The sequence below is a fragment of the Streptomyces tubbatahanensis genome, assembly GCF_022699385.1.
Taxonomy (GTDB): domain Bacteria; phylum Actinomycetota; class Actinomycetes; order Streptomycetales; family Streptomycetaceae; genus Streptomyces; species Streptomyces diacarni.
Window position 1 is genome coordinate 5,478,934 of the sequence record NZ_CP093846.1, and the last position, 22,906, is coordinate 5,501,839.

Annotated in this window: 20 protein-coding genes and 1 riboswitch; of the genes, 14 read left to right on the forward strand and 6 right to left on the reverse strand. The window is 71.2% G+C overall.

All coding sequences use genetic code 11. From position 1 onward, the window contains the following. Positions 1-328 precede the first annotated feature (328 nt). From MMF93_RS23735 to gcvT, 4 genes are all read right to left on the reverse strand, one after another. A complete protein-coding gene (locus MMF93_RS23735) occupies positions 329-1,711 on the reverse strand; it encodes an L-serine ammonia-lyase (protein WP_242754638.1) in 1,383 nt (460 codons plus the stop codon). 214 nt (positions 1,712-1,925) lie between these two features. Continuing rightward, positions 1,926-3,200, reverse strand: coding sequence for a serine hydroxymethyltransferase (glyA, locus tag MMF93_RS23740; RefSeq protein ID WP_114024040.1), 1,275 nt, complete (start codon positions 3,198-3,200; stop codon positions 1,926-1,928). Between the two features lie 104 nt (positions 3,201-3,304). Beyond that, a complete protein-coding gene (gcvH, locus tag MMF93_RS23745) occupies positions 3,305-3,685 on the reverse strand; it encodes a glycine cleavage system protein GcvH (protein WP_114024041.1) in 381 nt (126 codons plus the stop codon). 252 nt (positions 3,686-3,937) lie between these two features. After that, positions 3,938-5,068: a glycine cleavage system aminomethyltransferase GcvT gene (gene gcvT / locus MMF93_RS23750; protein WP_242754640.1), complete on the reverse strand. Its 1,131-nt coding sequence runs from the start codon at positions 5,066-5,068 to the stop codon at positions 3,938-3,940. Between the two features lie 173 nt (positions 5,069-5,241). Beyond that, positions 5,242-5,395, reverse strand: a riboswitch (glycine riboswitch). A 264-nt stretch (positions 5,396-5,659) separates the two neighbouring features. Here gcvT and MMF93_RS23755 point away from each other — a divergent pair. Next, positions 5,660-6,403 (forward strand): AAA family ATPase, encoded by a 744-nt coding sequence (locus MMF93_RS23755; RefSeq protein WP_242754642.1) that lies wholly within the window; start codon positions 5,660-5,662, stop codon positions 6,401-6,403. Positions 6,404-6,645: 242 nt separating this feature from the next. On the opposite strand, the gene MMF93_RS23760 is transcribed toward MMF93_RS23755, so the two are convergent. Further along, positions 6,646-7,125, reverse strand: a complete 480-nt coding sequence (locus MMF93_RS23760; RefSeq protein WP_242754644.1) for a hypothetical protein — start codon at positions 7,123-7,125, stop codon at positions 6,646-6,648. A gap of 261 nt (positions 7,126-7,386) precedes the next feature. On the opposite strand from MMF93_RS23760, the gene MMF93_RS23765 reads away from it, so the two are divergent. The 8 genes from MMF93_RS23765 (at position 7,387) to MMF93_RS23800 (ending at position 16,882) form a co-directional block, all read left to right on the forward strand. Beyond that, entirely contained in the window at positions 7,387-8,193 is an 807-nt protein-coding gene (locus tag MMF93_RS23765; RefSeq protein ID WP_242754647.1) for an enhanced serine sensitivity protein SseB C-terminal domain-containing protein, read from the forward strand. A 206-nt stretch (positions 8,194-8,399) separates the two neighbouring features. Beyond that, positions 8,400-9,191 (forward strand): enhanced serine sensitivity protein SseB C-terminal domain-containing protein, encoded by a 792-nt coding sequence (locus tag MMF93_RS23770; protein WP_242754648.1) that lies wholly within the window; start codon positions 8,400-8,402, stop codon positions 9,189-9,191. 315 nt (positions 9,192-9,506) lie between these two features. After that, positions 9,507-10,505, forward strand: coding sequence for an ABC transporter permease (locus MMF93_RS23775; RefSeq protein WP_242754650.1), 999 nt, complete (start codon positions 9,507-9,509; stop codon positions 10,503-10,505). Positions 10,506-10,573: 68 nt separating this feature from the next. Further along, positions 10,574-12,325 carry an ABC transporter substrate-binding protein gene (locus MMF93_RS23780; RefSeq protein ID WP_242754652.1) on the forward strand — a complete coding sequence of 584 codons (1,752 nt, stop codon included), beginning with the start codon at positions 10,574-10,576 and terminating at the stop codon, positions 12,323-12,325. Positions 12,326-12,476: 151 nt separating this feature from the next. Continuing rightward, positions 12,477-13,475, forward strand: coding sequence for an ABC transporter permease (locus MMF93_RS23785; RefSeq protein ID WP_114024049.1), 999 nt, complete (start codon positions 12,477-12,479; stop codon positions 13,473-13,475). After that, entirely contained in the window at positions 13,472-14,788 is a 1,317-nt protein-coding gene (locus MMF93_RS23790) for an ABC transporter ATP-binding protein (RefSeq protein WP_242754654.1), read from the forward strand. The genes MMF93_RS23785 and MMF93_RS23790 overlap by 4 nt, the downstream gene beginning before the upstream one ends. Before the next feature lie 28 nt (positions 14,789-14,816). Beyond that, positions 14,817-15,980 carry an ABC transporter ATP-binding protein gene (locus MMF93_RS23795; RefSeq protein WP_242754656.1) on the forward strand — a complete coding sequence of 388 codons (1,164 nt, stop codon included), beginning with the start codon at positions 14,817-14,819 and terminating at the stop codon, positions 15,978-15,980. 179 nt (positions 15,981-16,159) lie between these two features. Next, positions 16,160-16,882: a trimeric intracellular cation channel family protein gene (locus MMF93_RS23800; RefSeq protein WP_423835507.1), complete on the forward strand. Its 723-nt coding sequence runs from the start codon at positions 16,160-16,162 to the stop codon at positions 16,880-16,882. A 111-nt stretch (positions 16,883-16,993) separates the two neighbouring features. Here MMF93_RS23800 and MMF93_RS23805 read toward each other — a convergent pair whose 3' ends face one another. Further along, entirely contained in the window at positions 16,994-17,962 is a 969-nt protein-coding gene (locus tag MMF93_RS23805; protein ID WP_242754660.1) for a LysR family transcriptional regulator, read from the reverse strand. A 94-nt stretch (positions 17,963-18,056) separates the two neighbouring features. Here MMF93_RS23805 and MMF93_RS23810 point away from each other — a divergent pair, with 94 nt between their 5' ends. The 5 genes from MMF93_RS23810 to MMF93_RS23830 all read left to right on the forward strand — a co-directional run bounded on the left by MMF93_RS23810 (position 18,057) and on the right by MMF93_RS23830 (position 22,793). Next, positions 18,057-19,166: an epoxide hydrolase family protein gene (locus tag MMF93_RS23810; RefSeq protein ID WP_242754662.1), complete on the forward strand. Its 1,110-nt coding sequence runs from the start codon at positions 18,057-18,059 to the stop codon at positions 19,164-19,166. Then, complete coding sequence (locus MMF93_RS23815; RefSeq protein WP_242754664.1) at positions 19,166-19,576, forward strand: hypothetical protein; 411 nt, start codon at positions 19,166-19,168, stop codon at positions 19,574-19,576. The genes MMF93_RS23810 and MMF93_RS23815 overlap by 1 nt, the downstream gene beginning before the upstream one ends. Continuing rightward, positions 19,573-20,463, forward strand: coding sequence for a fumarylacetoacetate hydrolase family protein (locus MMF93_RS23820; protein WP_242754666.1), 891 nt, complete (start codon positions 19,573-19,575; stop codon positions 20,461-20,463). Before MMF93_RS23815 ends, MMF93_RS23820 begins: the two co-directional genes overlap by 4 nt. Positions 20,464-20,520: 57 nt before the next feature. After that, positions 20,521-21,474 (forward strand): SCO6745 family protein, encoded by a 954-nt coding sequence (locus MMF93_RS23825; RefSeq protein ID WP_242754667.1) that lies wholly within the window; start codon positions 20,521-20,523, stop codon positions 21,472-21,474. A gap of 452 nt (positions 21,475-21,926) precedes the next feature. Next, positions 21,927-22,793 carry a thioesterase family protein gene (locus tag MMF93_RS23830; protein WP_242754669.1) on the forward strand — a complete coding sequence of 289 codons (867 nt, stop codon included), beginning with the start codon at positions 21,927-21,929 and terminating at the stop codon, positions 22,791-22,793. Positions 22,794-22,906 lie beyond the last annotated feature (113 nt).

The following is a 22,906-nucleotide window of genomic DNA, read 5'->3' on the forward strand; positions in this document are numbered from 1 at the left end:
GCTCGCGGCTCGCGGCTCGCGGCTCGCGGCTCGCGGCTCGCGGCTCGCGGCTCGCGGCTCGCGGCTCGCGGCTCGCGGCTAGGGTGCTCTTATCGCATTTCAATCCGGTCGGCAATCATTTGGGAGGGCGGGCGGATCAGGGTGTGCACTCGTACACGGTAACGAACCACACCGGCCGCAACGTAGGGTCCGCCGCACGAGTGACAGTCAGGGGTCCTTGCGGAAGGCTGGCAGTTCACAGGGACCTCTGCGGAACTTTCCGTCGTACAGAAGAGCAAGCCCGTGACAGAGCTGAAAGGAGCAAAGCGCCTGGTCAGAGGCGCTGTGCTCAGCACTCGATGACGTTCACCGCGAGGCCGCCGCGCGCGGTCTCCTTGTACTTGACCTTCATGTCGGCCCCGGTCTCGCGCATCGTCTTGATGGCCTTGTCGAGGGAGACGTGGTGGCGGCCGTCGCCGCGCAGGGACATGCGGGCGGCGGTGACGGCCTTGACCGCGGCCATGCCGTTCCGCTCGATGCACGGGATCTGTACGAGGCCGCCGACCGGGTCGCAGGTCAGGCCGAGGTTGTGTTCGATGCCGATCTCGGCCGCGTTCTCCACCTGTTCGGGGCTGCCCCCGAGGATCTCGGCGAGGCCTCCCGCGGCCATGGAGCACGCCGAGCCGACCTCGCCCTGGCAGCCGACCTCGGCACCGGAGATCGAGGCGTTCTCCTTGAAGAGCATGCCGATGGCGCCCGCGGCGAGCAGGAAGCGGACCACGGCGTCGTCGTCCGTGCCGGGTACGAAGTGGTGGGCGTAGTGCAGGACGGCGGGGATGATGCCGGCCGCGCCGTTGGTCGGCGCGGTCACCACCCGGCCGCCCGCCGCGTTCTCCTCGTTGACGGCCATCGCGTAGAGGGTCGTCCACTCCATGGAGTGGGCCTGCGTCTGGCCCTCCGCCCGCAGCTGGCGGGCCGAGGTGGCGGCGCGGCGGCGCACCTTCAGGCCGCCGGGGAGGATGCCCTCCTGGGACAGGCCGCGGGAGACGCACTCCCGCATCACCTGCCAGATCTCCAGCAGCCCTTCCCGGATCTCCTCCTCGCTGCGCCAGGCCTTCTCGTTCTCCAGCATCAGCCGGGAGACCGACAGGCCCGTCTCCCGGGTGAGCCGCAGCAGTTCGTCGCCGGTGCGGAAGGGGTGGCGCAGTACGGTGTCGTCGAGCACGATGCGGTCCTCGCCCACCGCGTCCTCGTCGACGACGAATCCGCCGCCCACCGAGTAGTAGGTCTTCTCCAGCAGCGGGGCGCCGGTCTCGTCGTAGGCGAAGAGCGTCATGCCGTTGGCGTGGTACGGCAGGGAGCGGCGCCGGTGGAGGATCAGCTGGGAGCGCTCGTCGAAGGCGATCTCGTGCGCGTCCCCTATCTCGGTCGCCAGCAGGCGCAGCCGGCCGGCCTCGCGGATGCGGGCCACCCGCTCGTCCGCCGTCTCGACGTCCACCGAGCGCGGTGATTCGCCCTCCAGACCCAGCAGCACGGCTTTGGGCGTGCCGTGGCCGTGCCCTGTCGCCCCGAGGGAGCCGAACAGTTCGGCGCGCACGGAGGTGGTGTGCGCCAGCGCGCCCTCGTTCTTCAGGCGCCGCGCGAACATGCGCGCCGCGCGCATGGGGCCGACCGTGTGGGAGCTGGACGGTCCGATGCCGATGGAGAAGAGGTCGAAGACCGAGATTGCCATGGTGCGGCTCTCCTTGCCCTTGTGGGGCGAGTGGGATTGCTGGGGCGCGACGCGGGGCGGGTCGCGGGGTGGGCACGTGCGCGTCGGGTCGCGGGCCGGCACGGGTGCGGGGTGGCACACGCGGGTGCCGGGTGCCCGGCGGGGCCGGCCCGAACCCCGGCCGCCGGAGCGTCCGGGGCGGGCCGGGCCCGCGGCGGGGTGCTGTGTGCCGGTGCTACTTGCCCAGACCCGGGTACAGCGGGTGCTTGTCGGCGAGGGCGGAGACCCGCGCGGCGAGGGTCTTGCTCTTCGCTTCGTCGAACCCCGGCAGCAGGGCTTCGGCGATGACGTCGGCGACCTCCGTGAAGTCCTCGTCCTGGAAGCCGCGGGTCGCCAGCGCGGGCGTCCCGATGCGCAGCCCCGAGGTGACCATGGGCGGACGCGGGTCGTTGGGGACGGCGTTGCGGTTGACGGTGATGCCGATCTCGTGCAGCCGGTCCTCGGCCTGCTGCCCGTCGAGCTCGCTGTGGCGCAGGTCGACGAGGACGAGGTGGACGTCGGTGCCGCCGGAGAGGACGGAGACGCCCGCGTCGGTGGTGTCCTGGCGCAGCAGACGCTCCGCGAGGATGCTCGCGCCGGACAGGGTGCGGCGCTGGCGGTCCTTGAACTCGTCGGAGGCGGCGACCTTGAAGGCGACGGCCTTCGCGGCGATCACGTGTTCGAGCGGGCCGCCCTGCTGCCCGGGGAAGACCGCCGAGTTGATCTTCTTGGCGTGCTCCTTCTTCGACAGGATCACGCCGCCGCGCGGGCCGCCGAGCGTCTTGTGCGTGGTCGTGGTCACCACGTCCGCGTACGGCACCGGGCTGGGGTGCAGCCCCGCGGCGACGAGACCGGCGAAGTGCGCCATGTCGACCATCAGCAGCGCGTCCACCTCGTCCGCGACGCGGCGGAAGGCGGCGAAGTCGAGCTGCCGCGGGTAGGCGGACCAGCCCGCGACGATCAGCCGCGGACGGTGCTCCTTGGCCAGCCGCTCGACCTCCTCCATGTCGACCCGGCCGGTCTCCTCGTCGACCTTGTAGGCGACGACGTTGTAGAGCTTGCCGGAGAAGTTGATCTTCATCCCGTGGGTGAGGTGCCCGCCGTGTGCGAGGTCCAGGCCCATGATCGTGTCGCCCGGCTTGAGCAGCGCGAACATCGCCGCGGCGTTGGCCTGGGCGCCCGAGTGCGGCTGCACGTTGGCGGCCTCCGCGTCGAACAGCGCCTTGATCCGGTCCCTGGCCAGGGTCTCGACGACGTCGACGTACTCGCAGCCGCCGTAGTAGCGGCGGCCCGGGTAGCCCTCGGCGTACTTGTTGGTGAGCACCGAACCCTGCGCCTCCATCGAGGCGACCGGGGCGAAGTTCTCCGAGGCGATCATCTCGAGGGTGGACTGCTGACGGTGGAGTTCGGCGTCGACGGCGGCGGCGACGTCGGGGTCGACTTCGTGGAGAGAGCCGTTCAGAAGCGACATGGAAGAACCATCCCTGGGGAAAATGGCGGGCGGGCAAGCTGCCTCGGGCGACCGAGGCCGGCCTCGGCCCACCCGGGACCGAGGCCGAGACCGGGACCTGAGCCTCAGGCGCCTGAGGCGAAGGTGGCGTACTCGTCGGCCGTGAGCAGGTCGTCCGGCAGCTCGGAGACCTTCACCTTGAACAGCCAGCCGCCCTCCAGCGGGGCGGAGTTGACCAGCGCGGGATCGTCCACGACGTCCTGGTTGACCTCGGTGACCTCGCCGGAGGCGGGGGAGTAGAGGTCGCTGACGGACTTGGTGGACTCCAGCTCACCGCAGGTCTCGCCTGCGGTGACGTCCTCGCCGACCTCGGGAAGCTGGACGAAGACCACATCGCCGAGCGCGTTCGCGGCGTGCTCGGTGATGCCGACCGTCGCCACGCCGTCCTCGGCGTGCGACAGCCACTCGTGCTCCTTGCTGAAGCGGAGCTGCTCGGGGTTGCTCATGGGTCGATTCTCCCGGATGCGGTAGGTGGGAAGGAAAGCGGTCTTGGCAGGTGAACACCGCCGGCCGGCCGCGGGGCCACGGGGCCCGGCCGGGGCCCGGCCGGGGACGGTCCCCCGGCACTGTTCGGCCCGCGGCCGCGTCACGCGGTCTCGGGTGGGCGGCGCGCGGCCCGGCCGGCGTTCCCGCACGGGCTTCGCGCGCCCGGCGCACGCGGGCCGCGCGGGCGCGTCGCCGCGCTGGGGCCCGCCGCGCTAGCCCCGCTTGTAGAAGGGCAGCGCGACGACCTCGTACGGTTCGTGGGAGCCGCGGATGTCGACGGCCACGCCCTCCGTGCCCGGGGCCGCGACCGCCGCGTCCACGTACGCCATCGCGATCGGCTTGCCCAGCGTCGGCGACGGCGCGCCCGAGGTGACCTCGCCCACGACGGAACCGTCCGAGGCGACCACCGGGTAGCCGGCGCGCGGCACCCGCCGGCCCTCGGCGACGAGTCCCACCAGCTTCCGCGGCGGCGCGTCCTCGGCCTTCCGCGCGGCCGTCGCCAGCGCGTCCCGGCCCACGAAACGCCCCTCGTTGGTGGCCTTCTCGAACTTGACGATCCTGCCCAGACCCGCGTCGAAGGGCGTCAGGGACGTGGACAGCTCGTGCCCGTACAGCGGCATCCCCGCCTCAAGCCGGAGCGTGTCGCGGCAGCTGAGCCCGCACGGCACCAGGCCCGCGTCCTTGCCTGCCGCGGTGAGCGCCTCCCACACGGCCACGGCGTCCCCGGGCGCGACGAACAGCTCGAAACCGTCCTCACCCGTGTACCCCGTACGGGCGATGAGCGCGGGCTTGTCCGCCACCATGTCGCGCTCGCCCGCGTAGTAGCGCAGACCGTCGACGTCGAAGGCCGTCAGCTGCTTGAGGATGCCGGCCGCGGCCGGGCCCTGGACGGCGATGAGGGCGTACCCCTCGCGGTCGTCGCGCACCTCGGCGCCGAAACCGTCCTGCCGCTCGCGCAGCGCGTCCAGCACCGTCTGGGCGTTCGCCGCGTTCGCGACGACCAGGTACTCCTGGTCGTCCAGCCGGTAGACGATCAGGTCGTCGAGGATGCCGCCGTCCTCGTCGCAGAGCATGGTGTAGCGGGCACGGCCCACGGCCAGCTTCGAGAGGTTGCCGACCAGCGCGAAGTCCAGCAGCTGCGCGGCCTGCGGCCCGGTGAGGGTGATCTCGCCCATGTGCGAGAGGTCGAAGAGCCCCGCGGCGGAGCGCACGGCGAGGTGCTCCTCGCGCTCGCTGCCGTAGCGCAGCGGCATGTCCCAGCCGGCGAAGTCGGTCATGGTGGCGCCCAGGGCACGGTGCGTGGCGTCCAGCGCGGTCGTGCGGGTGGCCGATGGGTCGGTCATTCAGGCTCCCAGGTCCCGGAAAGGGGTGTGACGCGGATGTCCTCCCCATCTGTCATCGGAACCTGAGAGGTTCGCCGACAGCCTCGCCGGGAGGCGGAGCGCGGCTTGCACCTTGGGTGGAACCACCGGCCCGCACAGAGCATGGAAGACGGTGGTCCGCTTTTCAGATCTGCCTCGCCCGCACGGTATCGGGGCCTGAGAGATTCAAGGGAGGATCTTGCTCCTTCGGCGCCCTGGCGTGCGGCGTCGCGTCCGCTCGCGGGCCCTCGTGATGCCCTGCTCGCGGTTTCGCGCCCTGCTCGCCGGGGACTCTCCCGCGCGGGTTCGAACGGCCGGTATGCAGTTGGTCCGCACATCATCGCACGGGTGAGCGGGCTGTGGCTGCCCCCGAGCGGAAGCCGTTCACCTTGAATCGCATTACCTTTTCTTTACACTTGGCAGGAGTGGCGGCCGGGCCGCCACCTCGGGGAGGGGAGAGCTGTGGGCAGCCTGCGCGGCGCTGAGGCGACACGGACGGACGCGGGGGCGAGGGGGGAGGCCGCGGCCGCGCGGGCGTCCCTGCGGAGAGGGCCGGCGTTCGCACAAGGAGGGATGTCCGGGTCGCCCGCCCGCACCGGGGCAACCGGAGCCCGCGCCTGCCGGGATGCCCGCACCCCCCTCCGCCACGACCTGCGCGACAGCGCCGCACCGCGCACGCTGCGCTACCGCACCGGAGACATCGTCGTCGTCTCCGGACTGCCGGGCGGCGGCAAGTCCACACTGATGCGGGCAGCGGTGGCGCAGTGCCCCGGTGTGGTCCGCGTCGACTCCCAGGACACCCGCGAGCGCTGGGAGCGCCGGCTGCCCGACTGGCTGCCCTACGGCCTCTACCGGCCGCTCGTCCGCCTGGCGCACTACGCGGGTCTGCGCGCCGCTTTGGCCTCCGGCGCCTCCGTGGTGGTGCACGACTGCGGTACGCAGACCTGGGTGCGCCGCTGGCTCGCCCGGGACGCGCTGCGCCGGGGCAGGGCGCTCCACCTGCTGTTGCTCGACGTCTGTCCGCGCGACGCGCTGGCCGGGCAGGCGGCGCGCGGCCGCGGCGTGTCCGGCTACGCGTTCCGCCGCCATCTGCGCGCCGTGCGCAGGCTGCGGGCCGCCGCCGAGGGCGGCCGGCTGCCGCGCGGCTGCGCCTCGTCGGTCCTGCTGGACCGCCGCGCGGCCCAGGCCCTGCGCGCGGTGTCCTTCGCGCCGCTGCCTGCCGCCGCCCCGCTGTCCGTCACGGCCCACGTCCGACCGGCCCCGCGGCCCGTTCCGGCTCCGAGGCCCGCGCCGACCGCGAGGCCGACCCCGGCGTAGTGCCGCCAGGGGGCCGCGGGCCGGCGTGGCCCGGTCGGGCCCCGACGGGCGGGTGCGCCCCCCGTCGGGGCCCGACGTCCAACAGGGCGGGTAGGGGGAAAGGCCCGCCGGGCCGAAAAAACGTCCGGGGGAACGTCCGTGGGTCGGGGAAACGTCCGCGGGCCCGCCACCCGGGAAGGAGGCGGGCCCGCGAACGGGGGACATGCCGGAGCAGCCGGTCGGCTCCGGCGGGCAGCCGCGGCTCAGCGGCCCTGTTCGGGGGTGAGGGGCTTCTGGGCCTGTCCGGGTGCCGCGTTCTCGGCGCCGGGCTTGGCGGCCTCAGCCGCCGGCTTGCCCGGGGCCTGCTGAGCGGGGGCCTGCGGCTTCGCGGCCTCCGGGGAGGCCTGCTCCGGCTGCCCGGGCTTGCCCGGCTTCCCGGTCTGCTTGCCGGGCGCCTGCTCCTCGGTGGGCTGCTTCGGCTGCTGCTGGTCCAGCGGGAACTGCGGCTTGGTGGGCTTGTCCTGGTCGGAGGGGTTCTGCTGCGGCTTGGTGGGCTTGGCCGTCGCGTCCTGCTGGTCCTGAGAGTCCGGGTCCTCCGAAGGGCCGGGCTTCGCCTGGGCGCCCGCCGTGTGCCCCGGGGAGTGGTCGGCGGGCGCGGCGGACGCGGCACCCGCCGCGCCGATGGCGAGCGAGCCGGCCAAAGAGACGGTGACGGCCGCGGCGGTGATCCTGTTCACGCGCATGTGCTTTCCTCCAGTCAGCGTGCCGGTCGGCACGTAGTGGGACGTTCTCCACTTTTCGACCACCTCCCACGGAACGCAACCGGAGCGTCGCCGTACGTGTCACCCGGCCTCTCGCGGAGCGTCCCGCCGCGCACCACCCCAAGGCTTCACCGTGCGTACCCCCGCGCGCCTCACCGCCCGCGTCGCGCGCGTCACTGCCCCGCCCCGTAGGCGCTGCCCGGGCCCCCGGGCGGTGCGCGGGCCATGGATAGGCTGGTGCGCATGACAGTTCCCTCGCAGCCCCAGCAGCCCCAGCAGCCGCAGCACTTCGGGCCAGGGCACGGCGGCGGCTGGCCCGGCAACGAGCTGGAGGAAGCCCTCGCCGCCTCGCTCCAGGTGCCGCACGCGGGGGCCCGGCTGCTGGAGGTGCTCGGCCGGTCCAGCGTGTGGGTCCCGCTGCCGGAGGGCGGCAGCCGGCAGAGCCGGGAACTGGACCTGCCCACCATCGAGTTGGACGGCTCGGTCTACGTGCCGGTCTTCAGCTCCGAAGAGCAGTTCCTCCAGGTCGTCGGCGCCCACGTCGGCTTCACCATCGCCCCGGCGAGGCAGTTCGCGCGCGGCCTGCCGGCCGGTGTGGGCCTCGCGGTCAACCCGGACGGCACCGTCGGGGTGCCGCTGCCCGCCGATGCGGTGGCCGAACTGTGTGCCAACTCGCCCACCGAGCAGGCGGCCGCGGGTGTCGCACGGGGGGCGCGGGTCCGGCTGTTCGAGCCGGACTGGCAGGACGACCCGCTCGCGTTCCTGGCCGCCGCCTCGGCCGAGTTCGCGGCTCTGCCGACCGTACGCTCGGCGCGCAGAGGGCTCGCCAGCGTCGAGGGGGACGATCCGGCGCTGTTCGTCGGCATAGAACTCGACCTGCTGGAGCCCGAGTCGCGGCAGGCGGCGCACGAGGCGCTGGGCAGGGCCCTGCATCAGGCGCAGGTGCGCTGGCCGGTGCAGATGGTGCTGCTGGACGCGGCGAGCGACCCGGTCGTGGACTGGATGCGGCAGTGCGTCCGCCCCTTCTACGACCGCGAGGCCCAGGTCTGACGGGCGACGGGTGACGGGCCCGGTGCGCCTCGGAAGCCGGGGGGCCGGGCGGGCTGAGGGGAAAGTACGCACCCCGGGGTGGGTCAGGGTACGGGTCCGGACTGAGTAGGAGTACCGATGTCCCGCCCCCCTCTTAAGCTGGTTGGATAGCGGTGCGGAGCGACGAGACGGGCAGGGACGGCGTCAGTGGTGGGAGGGCGGCCCAGGTGAGCGCGGGTGAAAGCGTCGATCAGCTCGTGCGGCGGGTCTCGCCGGGGGCGTACGACACCTTCGAGAGCTATGAAGCCCTCCTCCAGGCGCTCGCGGGCAGCCGGCTGTGGATGCTGCTGTGGAACGGGCAGGCGGGATCGCCGGACGCGCAGTACGGCAACATGGAAGTGGCCGGATACGGCTACGCGCCCTGTGTGACCTCGGCGCAGGAGCTGGCGGCGTCGGGCTGGAGCCGCGCGCACGAGGTCGTCGGCGGGCGGGACATCGCGGCGGCCCTCTTTCCCGACCGCTGGGGAATCTGGCTGAATCCGCACGCTCCCGGTGGCGGTGTCGGCATCCCCTGGCTGGATCTGCGGCGTGTCGCCGTCGGCCTCGACCAGCTGCCCGCGGGGCCGCTGAGCATCGGCGAACCCACCCTGGAGATCCCGCAGTTCTACGCGCTGCTGACGCAGAACGCGCACCTGACGCCCGCCGTGCGCTCGCTCCGCCGCGCCTGGGTGCGGCCCGCGCTGGGCGTGCCGTATCTGGCCATCGGGCTGGAGCTGTACGACAGCAGCCCCGCCTCCGTGGAAACGGCGCGGCGGATGATGGCACAGTCGGTGGCCGCCGTCCCGGAGGGGCTGCCGGTCTCCAGCGTGGCGATGGCCGACGACTACGATCCGGTGGCGATGTGGCTGCGCCGCCAGTCGCGCCCCTTCTTCGATCGTGACGCGCAGCCGCGTACGGGATACGGCGCTCCGGGGCCGCAGGCCGGCGGTTTCGGTTACGGCTATCCGCGGCCTTTCTGAAAAGCGCCGCCTTTCGGGGTAGCCGCTGCCGCGAGAGCGTTCAGATCAGGACATAAGCACTGGTCAGACACCGCTTAACGTCAACTTCCGTCCGCATAACGGAACATGACGCGTCACATCACAGTTGCGCATCCTTTCACGAGCAGGTCTGGCGACTGATCGTGACCGCGATGAAGACTCCCGAGCCATGAGCCACACGGTCGCCGCCGCACTGTCCGGCGGTTGTCGCGGCTTGCGATAGTCCTTCAAGTTTCGACCGCTACAGCGGTGCGCGTGGACTGGTCAACTGCCGGTCGAGAAGGGGTCTCCAAAGCGATGACGGCACCACTGCACGAGGAAACGCCTGCGGGAACCGCGGTCGTGGAGCCAGCCCCGACCAAGACGGAACAGGCGATCGAGGGCCGCTCACTCGGACGGATCGCGTGGGAGAGGCTCAAGCGTGACAAGGTGGCGCTGATCGGCGGCGCCTTCGTGCTGCTGCTGATCCTGGTCGCCGTCTTCGCGCCCCTGCTGACGGCGCTGACGGGACAGTCGCCGAACGAGCGCCACGAGGACCTGATCGACCCGCTCTTCTCCACCCCCAAGGGCGCGCTCGGCGGGATGTCGGGCGAGCACCTGCTGGGCGTCGAGCCGGTCAGTGGCCGCGACATCCTCGCCCGCATCCTCTACGGTGCCCGCGTCTCGATCCTCGTCGGCTTCCTCTCCGCCGTCGTCGCCGTCGTCTTCGGCACCATCCTGGGCACGCTCGCCGGCTACTTCGGCGGCTGGCTGGACGCGCTGATCAGCCGCGTGATGGACATGCTGCTGGCCTTCCCGCAGCTGCTGTTCATCATCTCGCTGATCTCCGTGATGCCCAACGACCTGCTCGGGCTGACCGGCACCGGGGTACGGCTGCTGCTGATGATCCTGGTCATCGGCTTCTTCGGCTGGCCCTACATCGGCCGGATCGTCCGCGGCCAGGTGCTCTCGCTGCGGGAGCGGGAGTACATCGAGGCGGCCCGCAGCCTGGGCGCGGGGCGGGGTTACATCATCGGCAAGGAACTGCTGCCCAACCTGGTCGCCCCGATCACCGTCTACATGACGCTGATGATCCCGACCAACATCCTCACCGAGGCCGCGCTCAGCTTCCTCGGCGTGGGCGTCAAGCCGCCCACCGCTTCCTGGGGTTCCATGCTCTCCGACGCCGTGACGTACTACGAGTCGGACCCGATGTACATGATCATCCCAGGTGTCGCCATCTTCATCACCGTGCTCGCCTTCAACCTCTTCGGCGACGGCGTACGCGACGCACTGGACCCGAAGGGGACCCGTTGACCCCCCATTCCAGACCCCGGCCCCGCCCAGCTCGTGCGGGCCGTGACCTACCACGGAGGTTGCGAGACGTGACAACCCTACGCACATCGAGGCGCCGACTGGCCGCGGTGTCGGCCGTCGCCGCCGCGACGCTGCTGGCCACCTCGGCCTGCGGCGGCGGCAACGGCGACAGCGAGGGCGGCGGCGAGTACAACGCGGGCGTCAACAAGGTCGCCAACGCCTCGAACAAGAAGGGCGGGACCCTGAAGTTCGTCGGTGTCCAGGACGCCGACTCCTGGGACACCACCCGCATGTACTACGGCTTCGTCTTCGACTTCGCCCGCTACTACGCCCGCCAGCTGGTGAGCTACAGCCCCAAGCCGGGCAAGAAGAGCGTGGACCTGCAGCCGGACCTGGCCACCGACAAGGCGCAGATATCCGACGACGGCAAGGTCTACAAGTACACCCTGAAAGACGGCCTGAAGTGGGAGGACGGCAAGCCGATCACCGCCCAGGACGTCAAGTACGGGATCGAGCGCCAGTGGGCGCAGAAGACCCTCTCGGGCGGCCCCACCTACATCAAGGACGTCCTGGACCCGGACGGCAAGTGGAAGGGCCCGTACGAGGAGAAGAGCGAGTTCGAGGGCATCAAGACCCCCGACGAGAAGACGATCGAGTTCCACCTGCCGAAGCCCAACGGTGACTTCGAGCAGATGCTGGCGATGCCGACCAACTCGCCGGTGCGCAAGGACAAGGACACCAAGTCCAAGTACACCCTGCACCCCTTCTCCTCGGGCCCGTACAAGTTCAAGTCGTACACCCCGAACAAGTCGCTGCTGCTGGTGCGCAACAAGCACTGGGACAGCAAGTCGGACCCGCTGCGCAAGGCGCTGCCCGACAAGGTCAAGGTGACGCTGCTGACCAACCCCGACGAGCGCGACAAGCGCCTGCTCAACGGGGACGCCGACCTCGACCTCAACCAGCGCGGCATGGAGGTCCAGGGCCGGCAGAAGGCTCTGAAGGAGCACAAGGGCAACGTGGACAACCCGCAGACCGGGTTCATCTCCTACGTGGCCTTCCCGCAGAGCGTGAAGCCGTTCAACAACATCCACTGCCGCAAGGCCGCCATCTACGGCACGGACCACAAGTCGGTCCAGACCGCGCGCGGTGGCCCGACCGCCGGCGGCGAGCTGGCCGTCAACATGCTGCCCCCGGTCGTGCCCGGGCACGACGAGAGCGACGACCAGTACGGCATCCGCAAGAACAGCGGTGCGGCCAACGTCGCCAAGGCCAAGGAAGAGCTCAAGAAGTGCGGCAAGCCGAACGGCTTCAAGACCACGCTCGCCGTCCGTAACACCGACAAGGCGGACGTGAAGTCCGCCGAGTCGATCCAGGCCTCGCTCAAGAAGATCGGCATCAAGGTCGAGATCGACCAGTTCGACGGCTCCCAGGGCTCCTCGATCGTCGGCAACCCGGCGACCGTGAAGAAGAAGGGCTACGGGATGGTCCTCTACGGCTGGGGCCCCGACTTCCCCAGCGGTCAGGGGTACGGCATCGAGCTGTGGCACAGCTCCAAGATCCGGGACAACGGCAACAACAACTACGCCCTGATCGACGAGCCGAAGATCGACAAGGGGCTCGAAGAGGCCATCGCCGAGCTCGACCCGGAGAAGTCCGCCGAGAAGTACGCCGAGGTCAACAAGGAGGTCATGGCGGGCGCCTACTACCTGCCGCTGACCTACCTGAAGGTCGTCCAGTGGCGCTCCGACCGGCTCACCAACGTCTACGCGGCCGACTCCTTCAGCGGTTGGTACGACTTCGCGTCCATCGGCGTCAAGTGACCTTCCCGGTCGCTGTGACCGCCACCGACATCACCATCTGACGGCGCCACCCGCCGCTGGCACGAAGGGCAGGTGAAGGCCGCCGCGGCGGCCCGGCCGCCGGCTCCCTGACCGGGAGCGGGCCGGGCCGCCGAAGGGCGGCCGGAGAGCAGTGCTCACATACCTCATCAGGCGGCTGTTCGCCGTCGCAGTGATGCTGGTCGTCATCATCCTGGCGGTCTTCTGCATCTTCTTCCTGATCCCCAAGTGGGCGGGGATAGACCCGGCCACCATGTTCGTCGGCAAGCAGGCCGACAAGGAGAGCATCGAGGGCGTACGCGAGAAGCTCCAGCTGGACGATCCGGTCCTCGTGCAGCTCTTCGAGTTCTTCAAGGGCCTCTTCGTCGGCCGCGACTACACCGGCGGCGGCACCACCACGCACTGCGGGGCGCCCTGCTTCGGCTACTCCTTCCGTACCGAGCAGGAGATCTGGCCCGTTCTGACCGACCGCCTCCCGGTCACGCTCTCCCTGGCGCTGGGCGCGGCCGTCATCTGGCTGCTGATCGGGCTGACCGCCGGCGTGCTCTCCGCGCTCAAGCGCGGCACCCTGTGGGACCGGCTGGCCATGACCGGCGCACTGGCCGGCGTCTCGCTGCCCATCTACTTCACGGGTCTCGTCTCGCTGGCGATCTTCGCCTACCAGCTCGACCTGGTGAGCAACTCCTTCACCCCCTTCGGCGACAACCCGGCCAAGTGGTTCAGCGGCATGGTCCTGCCCTGGATCACCCTCGCCTTCCTCTTCGGCGCGATGTACGCCCGGCTGACCCGGGCCACCATGCTGGAGGTGATGGGCGAGGACTACATCCGCACCGCCCGTGCCAAGGGCCTCAAGGAGCCCGTCGTCATCGGCAAGCACGCGATGCGCTCCACGATGACGCCCGTCCTGACGCTGCTCGGCATCGACATCGGCGCCCTGATGGGCAGCGCGATCCTGACGGAGACCACCTTCAGCATCCCCGGACTCGGGCAGGCCGTGCTCAAGGCGATCACCGACCGCGACCTGCCGCTGATCCTGGGGGTCACCCTCATCACCGCAACCGCCGTTGTCATCGCGAATCTCGTCGTGGACCTGCTGTACGGCGTGATCGATCCACGAGTGAGGCTGGGATGACCGACCACGAGCACAAGTCCCGCAAGTCCCGCAAGACCCCCGAGGCTGCCGAGGCGGCTGCGGCCCCCGCGTCTGCCACGCCGCCCGCGTCCCCCGAGGACGCGAAGGCGGAGGCGCTGCGGACCGAGGTCACCAAGGCCGACACGCCCCCGACGAAGCCCGTCGACGGCGCCGCGGCGGGCGCCGCCTCGGACGCCGGCGTCTCGGGCGCCGCCCTCTCGGACCTGACGAGTTCGGGGACCGCGCCCGGCGAACCGGTGCTGAGCAAGGAGCCGCCCACCGCGTTCCTGGAGGTCCGCGACCTGCGGGTGCACTTCCCCACCCAGGACGGCCTCGTCAAGTCCGTCGACGGCCTCTCCTTCACCCTGGAGAAGGGCAAGACCCTCGGTATCGTCGGCGAGTCGGGGTCCGGCAAGTCCGTCACCTCGCTCGGCATCATGGGGCTGCACACCGTCGGCCAGTACGGCAGGCAGCGCCCCCACCTGTCCGGGGAGATCTGGCTGAACGGCCAGGAACTGCTCAGCGCCGACCCCGACAGCGTGCGCAAGCTCCGCGGCCGCGAGATCTCCATGATCTTCCAGGACCCGCTCTCCGCGCTGCACCCCTTCTTCACCGTCGGCCACCAGATCGTGGAGGCGTACCGCGTCCACCACAGCGTCGACAAGAAGACCGCGCGCAAGCGTGCCGTCGAACTCCTCGACCGGGTCGGCATCCCCGAGCCGGGCAAGCGGGTGGACAGCTACCCGCACGAGTTCTCCGGGGGCATGCGCCAGCGCGCCATGATCGCCATGGCGCTGGTCAACAACCCCGAACTCCTGATCGCCGACGAGCCGACCACGGCACTCGACGTCACCGTCCAGGCGCAGATCCTCGACCTGATCCGGGACCTGCAGAAGGAGTTCGGCTCCGCCGTCATCATCATCACCCACGACCTGGGCGTCGTCGCCGAACTCTCCGACGACATCCTCGTGATGTACGGCGGCCGGTGCGTGGAGTACGGCGCGGCGGAGCAGGTCTTCTACGAGCCGCAGCACCCCTACACCTGGGGGCTGCTCGGCTCCATGCCGCGCATCGACCGCGACCGGGCCGAACGCCTCATCCCCGTCAAGGGATCGCCGCCCAGCCTCATCAACGTCCCCGACGGCTGCGCCTTCAACCCGCGCTGCCCCTACGCGGACGTCCCCAAGGGCGGCATCACCCGCACCACGCGGCCCGAGCTGAGCGAGGTGAGGCCCGGGCACCTGTCCGCCTGCCACATGGCGCAGGAGGACCGGGAGCGCATCTGGAACGAAGAGATTGCCCCGAAGCTGTGAGCTTTCAGTGAGTGAGGACGACGAGCCGATGACGAACCCCGAGAAAACCCCGGGTGAGGGCTCCGAGCCGCAGACCCCCACCGAGGACGCGGCCGGCGCCACAGCCGAGTCCGGCGCCCTGGGCACCCTCACCGAGCCGCGCGAGGGCGAACCGCTGCTCAAGGTCAGCGGCCTCAAGAAGCACTTCCCCGTCACCAAGGGCCTCTTCAAGAGGCAGGTCGGCGCCGTGCTCGCCGTCGACGGCATCGACTTCGAGGTCCGCGCCGGTGAGACGCTCGGCGTGGTGGGGGAGTCGGGCTGCGGCAAATCCACGATGGGCCGCCTCATCACCCGGCTGCTCGAACCCACCGCGGGCAAGGTCGAGTTCGAGAGCCGGGACATCACGCACCTGGGCGTGAGCGCGATGCGGCCGATGCGCCGCGACGTGCAGATGATCTTCCAGGACCCCTACTCCTCGCTGAACCCCCGGCACACGGTCGGCTCGATCATCAGCGCGCCGTTCAAACTCCAGGGTGTGCAGCCCGAGGGCGGGGTCAAGAAGGAGGTGCAGCGGCTGCTGGGAGTGGTCGGGCTCAGCCCCGAGCACTACAACCGCTACCCGCACGAGTTCTCCGGCGGCCAGCGCCAGCGCATCGGCATCGCCAGGGCGCTCGCGCTCAGCCCGAAGCTCGTGGTGGCCGACGAGCCCGTCTCGGCGCTCGACGTCTCCATCCAGGCGCAGGTCGTCAACCTCCTCGACGACCTCCAGGAGGAACTGGGCCTCACCTACGTGATCATCGCCCACGACCTGTCCGTCATCCGGCACGTCTCGGACCGGATCGCGGTGATGTACCTGGGCAAGATCGTCGAGATCACCGACCGGCAGTCGCTGTACGACACGCCCATGCACCCCTACACCCGGGCGCTGCTGTCCGCGGTGCCGGTACCGGACCCGCGCCGCAAGGCCGAAGGGGGCCGGGAGCGGATCCTGCTCCAGGGCGACGTGCCCTCGCCGATGAACCCGCCGTCAGGGTGCAGGTTCCACACCCGCTGCTGGAAGGCGACCGAAATCTGCCGGACCAAGGAACCGCCGCTCGTCTCGCTGGCCCCCGGCCACCAGACCGCGTGCCACCACCCGGAGAACGCCCCCGACCAGGAGCCCGGCGACACGAAGCTGCTGCGTACGGCCGCCACCGTCAAAGAACCGAGCTGACGCGCTCGCCCCCGATCGCCGGACGGGCTGAGGGATCAGCCCGTCCGGCGATCGAGGACCGGCGGCCTGGCGGCGCAGCCTCCCGGGGGCACCTTCCGGCCGGAGTCCGGGGGAGGGGAGCGGCGGGGCGGGGGGCAGGAGCCGCCCGCCGCGGCCATCCCCGCCCGGGCGGTACAAAGGTGCCCGTGGACTCCCTCTTCAGCCCCTCACTCCAGCACTGGCTGGACCTCGCCGGCATCTTCGTCTTCGCCATCTCCGGCGCGCTTCTCGCGGTGCGGCGCAATTTCGACGTCTTCGGCATCGCCGTCCTCGCCGAGGTCACCGGGCTGGGCGGCGGGCTCTTCCGTGACGTCGTCATCGGCGCCGTACCACCGGCGGCCTTCACCGACCTCGGCTACTTCCTCACGCCTCTCCTCGCCGCGTTCCTCGTCTTCTTCCTCCACCCCGAGGTGGAGCGGATCAACAAGGCGGTCAGCGTCTTCGACGCGGCCGGTCTCGGCCTCTTCTGCGTGACCGGCACCCTCAAGGGGCACGAGTACGGGCTCAGCCTCACGTCGTCCGTCGTGATGGGCCTGGCGACGGCCGCCGGAGGCGGGGTGCTCAGAGACGTCCTGGCCAACGAGGTGCCCTCGCTGCTGCGCTGGGACCGCGAGGTCTACGCGGTGCCCGCCATCGTGGGCTCCAGCGCGGTCGCGCTGCTGATCCACCTGGACCAGGTGCGCCCCTCCACCACGGTGGGCGCGGCCCTGCTGGCGTTCCTCCTGCGGCTGCTGGCCCTGCGCTACAACTGGCGTGCCCCGCGCGCATGGCACCGCAGGAGCGCGACGGTGGACGCGCAGGCGACGCACGGGGACGCTGCCAGGGAGCCGGAGAACGGCGGCCGCCAGGTCGGCAGCGGCTGACCCGCGGCTGCCGATGCGGCGTCCGTGAGCCGACCGTGCGGCTCCCCTGCGCCGACCGCGCGGCGCCCATGCCCGCCGACCGCGCGGCGGTGCGGGCGGAGCTGCCGCTGATCATGTCGTGCGGATCGGTCCCGGTCCCGGTCCCGGTCCCGGTCCCGGACCCGGACCCGGTCCCGCAGGGTGGGTTCCGGTGAGCAGAGCTTCGGCATGCTTGCGGAAAGCGGTGACCAGACGGCCGCGGTCGCCGGAGCGCGTGGCGAGTACGACCTGGCTCGGTTCGACCCCGCGCAACGGGACGGTGGTGAGGCTGGGGTGCAGGCCGGTCGCATGGTCGAGGGGCGGCCCGATGGCCACGGCCTGCCCGGCGGCGATGAGTTCGTGTTTGTCCTCAAGGGCTTCGACCAGGGGGCCGTCGGGCGCGGGCCGCCCGTCGGGCCGGGGATCGAGCCGCCAGTAGGCGTTCAGCAACGGGTCGGACTGGCGTACGTGGGGGATCGGCTCGCCGGCGATGTCGCCGAGGGTGACCGACTCCCGGCCGGCCAGACGGTGGTCCCGGGACACGACCAGCACGCGCGGTTCGTCGTGGAGGACGGTGACGCGCAGCCGGTCGGTGGGGAACGGCAGACGCGTCACCACCGCGTCGACGCGGTGCTCCAGCAGCGCGCCGCGCGAGTCGTTCCAGGCGAGCAGGCGGGTGTGGACCTCGGCATCGGGATCGCGGTCCCGCAGGGCCCGCACGGCCGCGGTGATGACCAGCCCCTTGGTGTAGCCGACGGTGATGCTGCTGGGCCGGGCCGCGGCCCGGGTGCGGGCCATCGCCTCGGCCGCGGCGCGCAGCAGCCCCTGGGCCTGGGGCAGGAAAATTTCGCCGGCCTCGCTCAGCCGGGTGCCGCGCGTGGTGCGGTCGAGCAGGCGGACCCCCACTTGCTGTTCGAGGCGGCGGATCTGCCGGCTCAGCGACGGCTGGGTGGTGTGCAGCGCCTCGGCGGCACGGCCGAAGTGCTGGTACTCGGCGACCACCGTGAAGCACTGCACCAGCCGGAGATCGAGATCCACAGGCGCGGGGAAGTGTTCGGACACCACCCCACTCTAACTGGCCTTATACGCAGCCTGTATTACCTGTACCGGAACAATCATTGGACTGCGCGCTCGTCGCGGCCGCACCGTGGCGACCATGACATCGGACAGCGTGACACCGTTTCGTATCGACGTCGCGGACAGTGCCCTGGCGGATCTGAGGGACCGGCTCCACCGGGTACGCCTCGCCGGCCGGGAGACAGTGCCGGACAGCAGCCAGGGGGTGCGGCGGGAGCGCCTGGAGGAGCTGCTGGAGCACTGGGCCACCGGGTACGACTGGCGCGATCTGGAGCGGCGGCTCAACGAGCTGGGCCAGTTCCGCACGACCATCGACGGTCTGGGCCTCCACTTCATGCACGTACGCTCACCCCGCCCCGACACCACCCCCCTGTTGCTGCTGCACGGATGGCCGGGCTCGTTCCTGGAGTTCCTCAAGACCGTCGGCCCGCTCACCGAGCACGGCTTCCACCTCGTCGTCCCCTCGATGCCCGGCTACGGTTTTTCCGGCCAACCCGCCTCGACAGGCTGGGACCCGGACCGGATCGCCCGCGCGTACGGCGTGCTCATGCGGCGCCTCGGCTATGACTCCTATCTGGCCCAGGGAGGCGACTGGGGCGGTGTCGTCGCGACCCGCATGGGGGCGCAGCGCCTGACGGGCCTGCGGGCGATCCACGTCAACTTCCCCGAGTTCCTCGCCGCACCACCGGTCGGCGACGACCCGGCTCCTGAGGAGAAGGCCGCACTCGAACAGGGCAGCCGCTTCTTTGCCGTCCATTCCGGATACCACGTCGTGCAGCGCACCCGGCCGCAGACCATCGGCTACGCCCTGACCGACTCCCCGGCCGGGCAGGCCGCCTGGATCTACGAAAAGTTCCTCGACTGGGCCCGGCCCGACGCCCTCACCCCCGACGAGATCCTCGACCACATCTCCCTGTACTGGTTCACCGGCACCGCTGCTTCCTCCGCCCGCCTCTACTGGGAGTACGCCCGGCAGCCGCTCGCTCCGACCGAGCTGGACGTTCCCGTCGGGGTCAGCGTCTTCCCGGACGAACTGACGCGTACCCCGCGCATCTGGGCCGAGCGCGCCTATCGCGACCTGCGCTACTTCAACGACGACATCCCCGCGGGCGGCCACTTCGCCGCCCTGGAGCAGCCTGAGCTGTTCGTCGAGGAGATCGTCAGGTTCGCGCGGACGGTGGCCGCGTGATGACGAGCGAGATCAGCGGGGGCACGGACGGCATCGGGCGTGGGGGCCGGGTCGCGGCCGTCGGGACCGACAGGGCCAAGGCCGAGTCCGGCGCCCGGTTCCAGCGCCCCAGGCGTACAAAGACCGCCGACGGCCCGGCGTCCGACTCCGCGCCGACCTGCCGCAGCCGATCTCCACTCAGCCACGGCCTGCCCAGCCACGGCCTGCCCAGCCACGGCCAGCTCAGCCACGGCCGGCTCAGCCACGGCCCGGCCGGCCTGCTCGGCCGCGCCGCCCATCCGGTCGTGACCGCCTTCGGCGGCGCCGGGCGTTTCGAGACCGCCGTCAAGGAGCTCCCGGCCTTTCAGGCGTCCTCCCTGGCCGACGCACGACGCCTCTACGGCCGCACCCGGGAGGTGCTTGCCCGGTGAAGTGGGTCAGCTACCGCTCCGCCGACGGCTCCACGCGCTGCGGTGTGCTGCGCGACAACAAGATCCACGCCGTGGGCGGGGGCCTGTTGGAACTGCTGCGCGCCGAAGGCGGGCTGGAGGCCGCCGCAACCAGGGAACCGACCGAGATCGTCGAGCCGGCCACCGCCGACCTGCTGGCACCGATACCGGTACCCCCGGCGGTCCGGGACTTCGCCGCGTTCGAACGTCACATCAGTAACGCGGGGAAGGCAGCCGTCGGCGACGGCAGGGTCAGCCCAGTCTGGTACGAGTGTCCGCTCTTCTCATTCTCCAACCCGGCGGCGATCAAGGGGCCGCACGACGAGGTCGCCATCGCCCCGGGCGCTCGGTTGTGGGACTACGAGGTCGAGGTCGCCGCGGTGATCGCCGGGGACTGCTCGAACCTCGACGCCGCCACGGCGGAGAATCACATCGCCGGCTACCTGGTCTACTGCGACTGGAGCGCACGCGACATCTCCGCGAGCGAGATGGGGTTCGTGTTGGGCCCGTCCAAGAGCAAGGACGCCTCGACCAGCCTCGGCCCGTTCCTCGTCACCCCCGACGAACTGGAGCCCTACCGCTCGGGCCGGGGCTATGCGTTGCGGATGGACGGGTACGTCAACGGTGAGCATTACGGCGGCGGCAGCTGGGACGAGATCCACTGGTCGTTCGGCGAGATGCTGGCGCACGCGTCGCGCGGCACCTCACTGCGAGCCGGTGACCTCATCGCCAGCGGCCCTGTGGGCACCGGCTGCATCCAGGAGTTGTCCGGCCGCCGCCCCTACCTGGCACCCGGAGACACGGTCCGGATCGAAGTGCGGGAACTCGGCGCGATCTCCGTACGGATCACCGCGCCAGAGCCGTCCTGACGTACCGGACGCACCAAGAACGACCTTGATCATTCCACTTGCCGGGAGACCACCCCGATGCATCACGCCAACACCTTCGCTCGCGCCGACACGGACCTGAACGCCGTTCGCGAGGTCAGCCTCACCGTCAACGCGGCCCACCTGTTCGTCTACTTCATCCCCGAGGCACCGGAAGAGGCCGCCAAGCTGGGCGTGACCGAGTACGGACCGGCGTACTTCGCGTTCCGGTCAGCCCCCATGGGCGCAGTCCCATGGCAGGTCACGCTCGCGGCCTTCTACAACTTCAGCCCGCGGTCGGTGCGGGCCATGGCAGGCGTCTGGGACACAGCGTCGCCACAGGAGTGGCAGGCCGCTCGCTTCACAGCCGTCGACCGTGCGTTGCGGCGCGTCGGCGTGAGCCTCACCGCCGACCAGATCGCCGAGGCACGATCGCTGATCGACCCGGTCGTCGCGAGCGCCGACCACGCGGGGAAGACGATGGCCGCCGCCAACGCCTCGGTCCCCCTCCCGGACGACCCGCTCGTCGCGCTGTGGCAGCACCTCACGGTGCTGCGCGAGTGGCGCGGCGACGCGCATATCACCGTGCTCGCAGCGGGCGGCCTCGGGCCGTGCGACTGCACCGTGCTGCAAACCGCGACAGGTCACTTCCCGGAAGCGATCGCGCGTGCCACCCGGCTGTGGGACGACGAGGAGGTGGCCGCGGCAACCACACGCCTCGTCGCACGCGGCTGGCTCGACGCCGACGGCACCGCCACCGATGCCGGCATCGCGGCGCGCGAGCAGATCGAGGTCGAGACCGACGAGCACTGCGCGGCGCTGTGGACGCCGATCGGCGACGCCGGCGTCCGTCGCCTCACCTCGCTCATCAGGCCGATCCACGACGCGTTCACCGCAGCCGGGACATACCCCTTCCGGGTGGAGACAGGAGACACACGGTCCGCCGACCCGGAGGCCGCCAGGCAGGCTCCGCTCTCGCGCAACCGTGACGAACGGACACATAGCGCAGGGTGACGCTGAGGGCTGTACCGGGCTCGGCCGACGGTACAGCGATCAGCGGCAGCAGCGATCCCGCTGTCGGACCGTCGACACGCCTGACGGCTCGCCAGGGTGCTGCCGCAGTAAATGCCGGGTTTACTGCGGCAGCGGCAGCGGCAGCGGCAGCGGCAGCGGCAGCGGCAGCGGCAGCGGCAGCGGCAGCGGCCCGCTCCCGCCACGCCTCCGTCCGCTCCCTGGAGCGATACGCACGGCCCGGCGTCGACTCCGACACCCGGTACGTCGCCGAACGAGACCCCGCCGCACGCCGCCGAACGAGACCCCGCCAAACGTCGCCGCACGTAGATCCGGGCGCATCAGGGCTTCAAGATCATCCCGTTGCCCCTGTGGCGCGTACCTCGGTCACACCCCCACGTTGCCCACCCCAGGCGCGCCTACCCACCAGTAACAAGGCGGTGTACGGTGCCACCATGTCCGACGCTCCTTCTCAGGCCACCGCTGCACCACAACCGGCGCCCCTCACCCCCGCCACCAGCGAGTTCGACCGCGACACCGTGGTCAGCACCCGCGAGCCCGGCGTCCACGAGACGCACCTCGCGCCGGGCTGGGCGATAGGCAAGGCCCTCAACGGCGGCTACCTGCTGGCCGTCCTCGGCCGTGCGCTGCGCCAAGCGCTCCCGCACCCGGACCCCTTCACCATCACGGCCCACTACCTGACCGCCACGGCCGCCGGGCCCGCCACCATCCGCACCGACGTCGCCCGCAGCGGCCGCACCGTCTCCACGGCCTCCGCCGGCCTCTTCCAGACGGACGAGCGCGGCACCGAGGTCGAACGCATCCGCGTGCTGGCCACCTACGGCGACCTCGGCGCACTGACGGACGACATCCGCACCAGCGCCGGCCCGCCCGCCATACCGCCCCGCGAACAGTGCTTCCGCTCCACGGACCACCCGGACGGCGCCGCCGCCGTCCCCGAGATGGGACACAGGCTCGACCTGCGGCTCGACCCGCAGACCTGCGGCTGGGCACTGGGGGCACCCAGCATGCGCGGCGAGATGCGGGCGTGGCTCGCCCTCGCGGACGGCCGCGACCCCGACCCGCTCTCGCTGCTGATGACCGTCGACGCGCTGCCGCCCACCGGATTCGAACTCGGCCTCACCGGCTGGCTGCCCACCGTCGAACTCACCGTCCACGTCCGTGCCCGCCCCGCACCAGGCCCGCTCCGCGTCGCCGTCACCACCCGCAACCTCGCGGGCGGCTTTCTGGAGGAGGACGTGGAGGTGTGGGACACCGCCGACCGCCTGGTGGCACAGTCCCGCCAGCTCGCCCGCGCGTAGGCGGGCGGGCGCCCGTGGGCCGGCGGGGGGCGCCCGTAGGCCACGGGACGCACTCTCGCAGACCGCCGGACGCACGCCCGTAGGCCGACGGGGGTACCGAAGCCCGCCACCAG

Excerpts from the sequence above, each read along its gene's own strand:
- glyA (WP_114024040.1), bottom strand. The coding sequence starts at position 3,200 with ATGTCGCTTCTGAACGGCTCTCTCCACGAAGTCGACCCCGACGTCGCC.
- MMF93_RS23815 (WP_242754664.1), top strand. The coding sequence starts at position 19,166 with ATGACGAGCGAGATCAGCGGGGGCACGGACGGCATCGGGCGTGGGGGC.
- MMF93_RS23795 (WP_242754656.1), top strand. The coding sequence starts at position 14,817 with ATGACGAACCCCGAGAAAACCCCGGGTGAGGGCTCCGAGCCGCAGACC.
- MMF93_RS23810 (WP_242754662.1), top strand. The coding sequence starts at position 18,057 with ATGACATCGGACAGCGTGACACCGTTTCGTATCGACGTCGCGGACAGT.
- MMF93_RS23825 (WP_242754667.1), top strand. The coding sequence starts at position 20,521 with ATGCATCACGCCAACACCTTCGCTCGCGCCGACACGGACCTGAACGCC.
- MMF93_RS23735 (WP_242754638.1), bottom strand. The coding sequence starts at position 1,711 with ATGGCAATCTCGGTCTTCGACCTCTTCTCCATCGGCATCGGACCGTCC.
- MMF93_RS23760 (WP_242754644.1), bottom strand. The coding sequence starts at position 7,125 with ATGCGCGTGAACAGGATCACCGCCGCGGCCGTCACCGTCTCTTTGGCC.
- MMF93_RS23790 (WP_242754654.1), top strand. The coding sequence starts at position 13,472 with ATGACCGACCACGAGCACAAGTCCCGCAAGTCCCGCAAGACCCCCGAG.
- MMF93_RS23775 (WP_242754650.1), top strand. The coding sequence starts at position 9,507 with ATGACGGCACCACTGCACGAGGAAACGCCTGCGGGAACCGCGGTCGTG.
- gcvT (WP_242754640.1), bottom strand. The coding sequence starts at position 5,068 with ATGACCGACCCATCGGCCACCCGCACGACCGCGCTGGACGCCACGCAC.
- MMF93_RS23830 (WP_242754669.1), top strand. The coding sequence starts at position 21,927 with ATGTCCGACGCTCCTTCTCAGGCCACCGCTGCACCACAACCGGCGCCC.
- MMF93_RS23755 (WP_242754642.1), top strand. The coding sequence starts at position 5,660 with ATGTCCGGGTCGCCCGCCCGCACCGGGGCAACCGGAGCCCGCGCCTGC.
- gcvH (WP_114024041.1), bottom strand. The coding sequence starts at position 3,685 with ATGAGCAACCCCGAGCAGCTCCGCTTCAGCAAGGAGCACGAGTGGCTG.
- MMF93_RS23765 (WP_242754647.1), top strand. The coding sequence starts at position 7,387 with ATGACAGTTCCCTCGCAGCCCCAGCAGCCCCAGCAGCCGCAGCACTTC.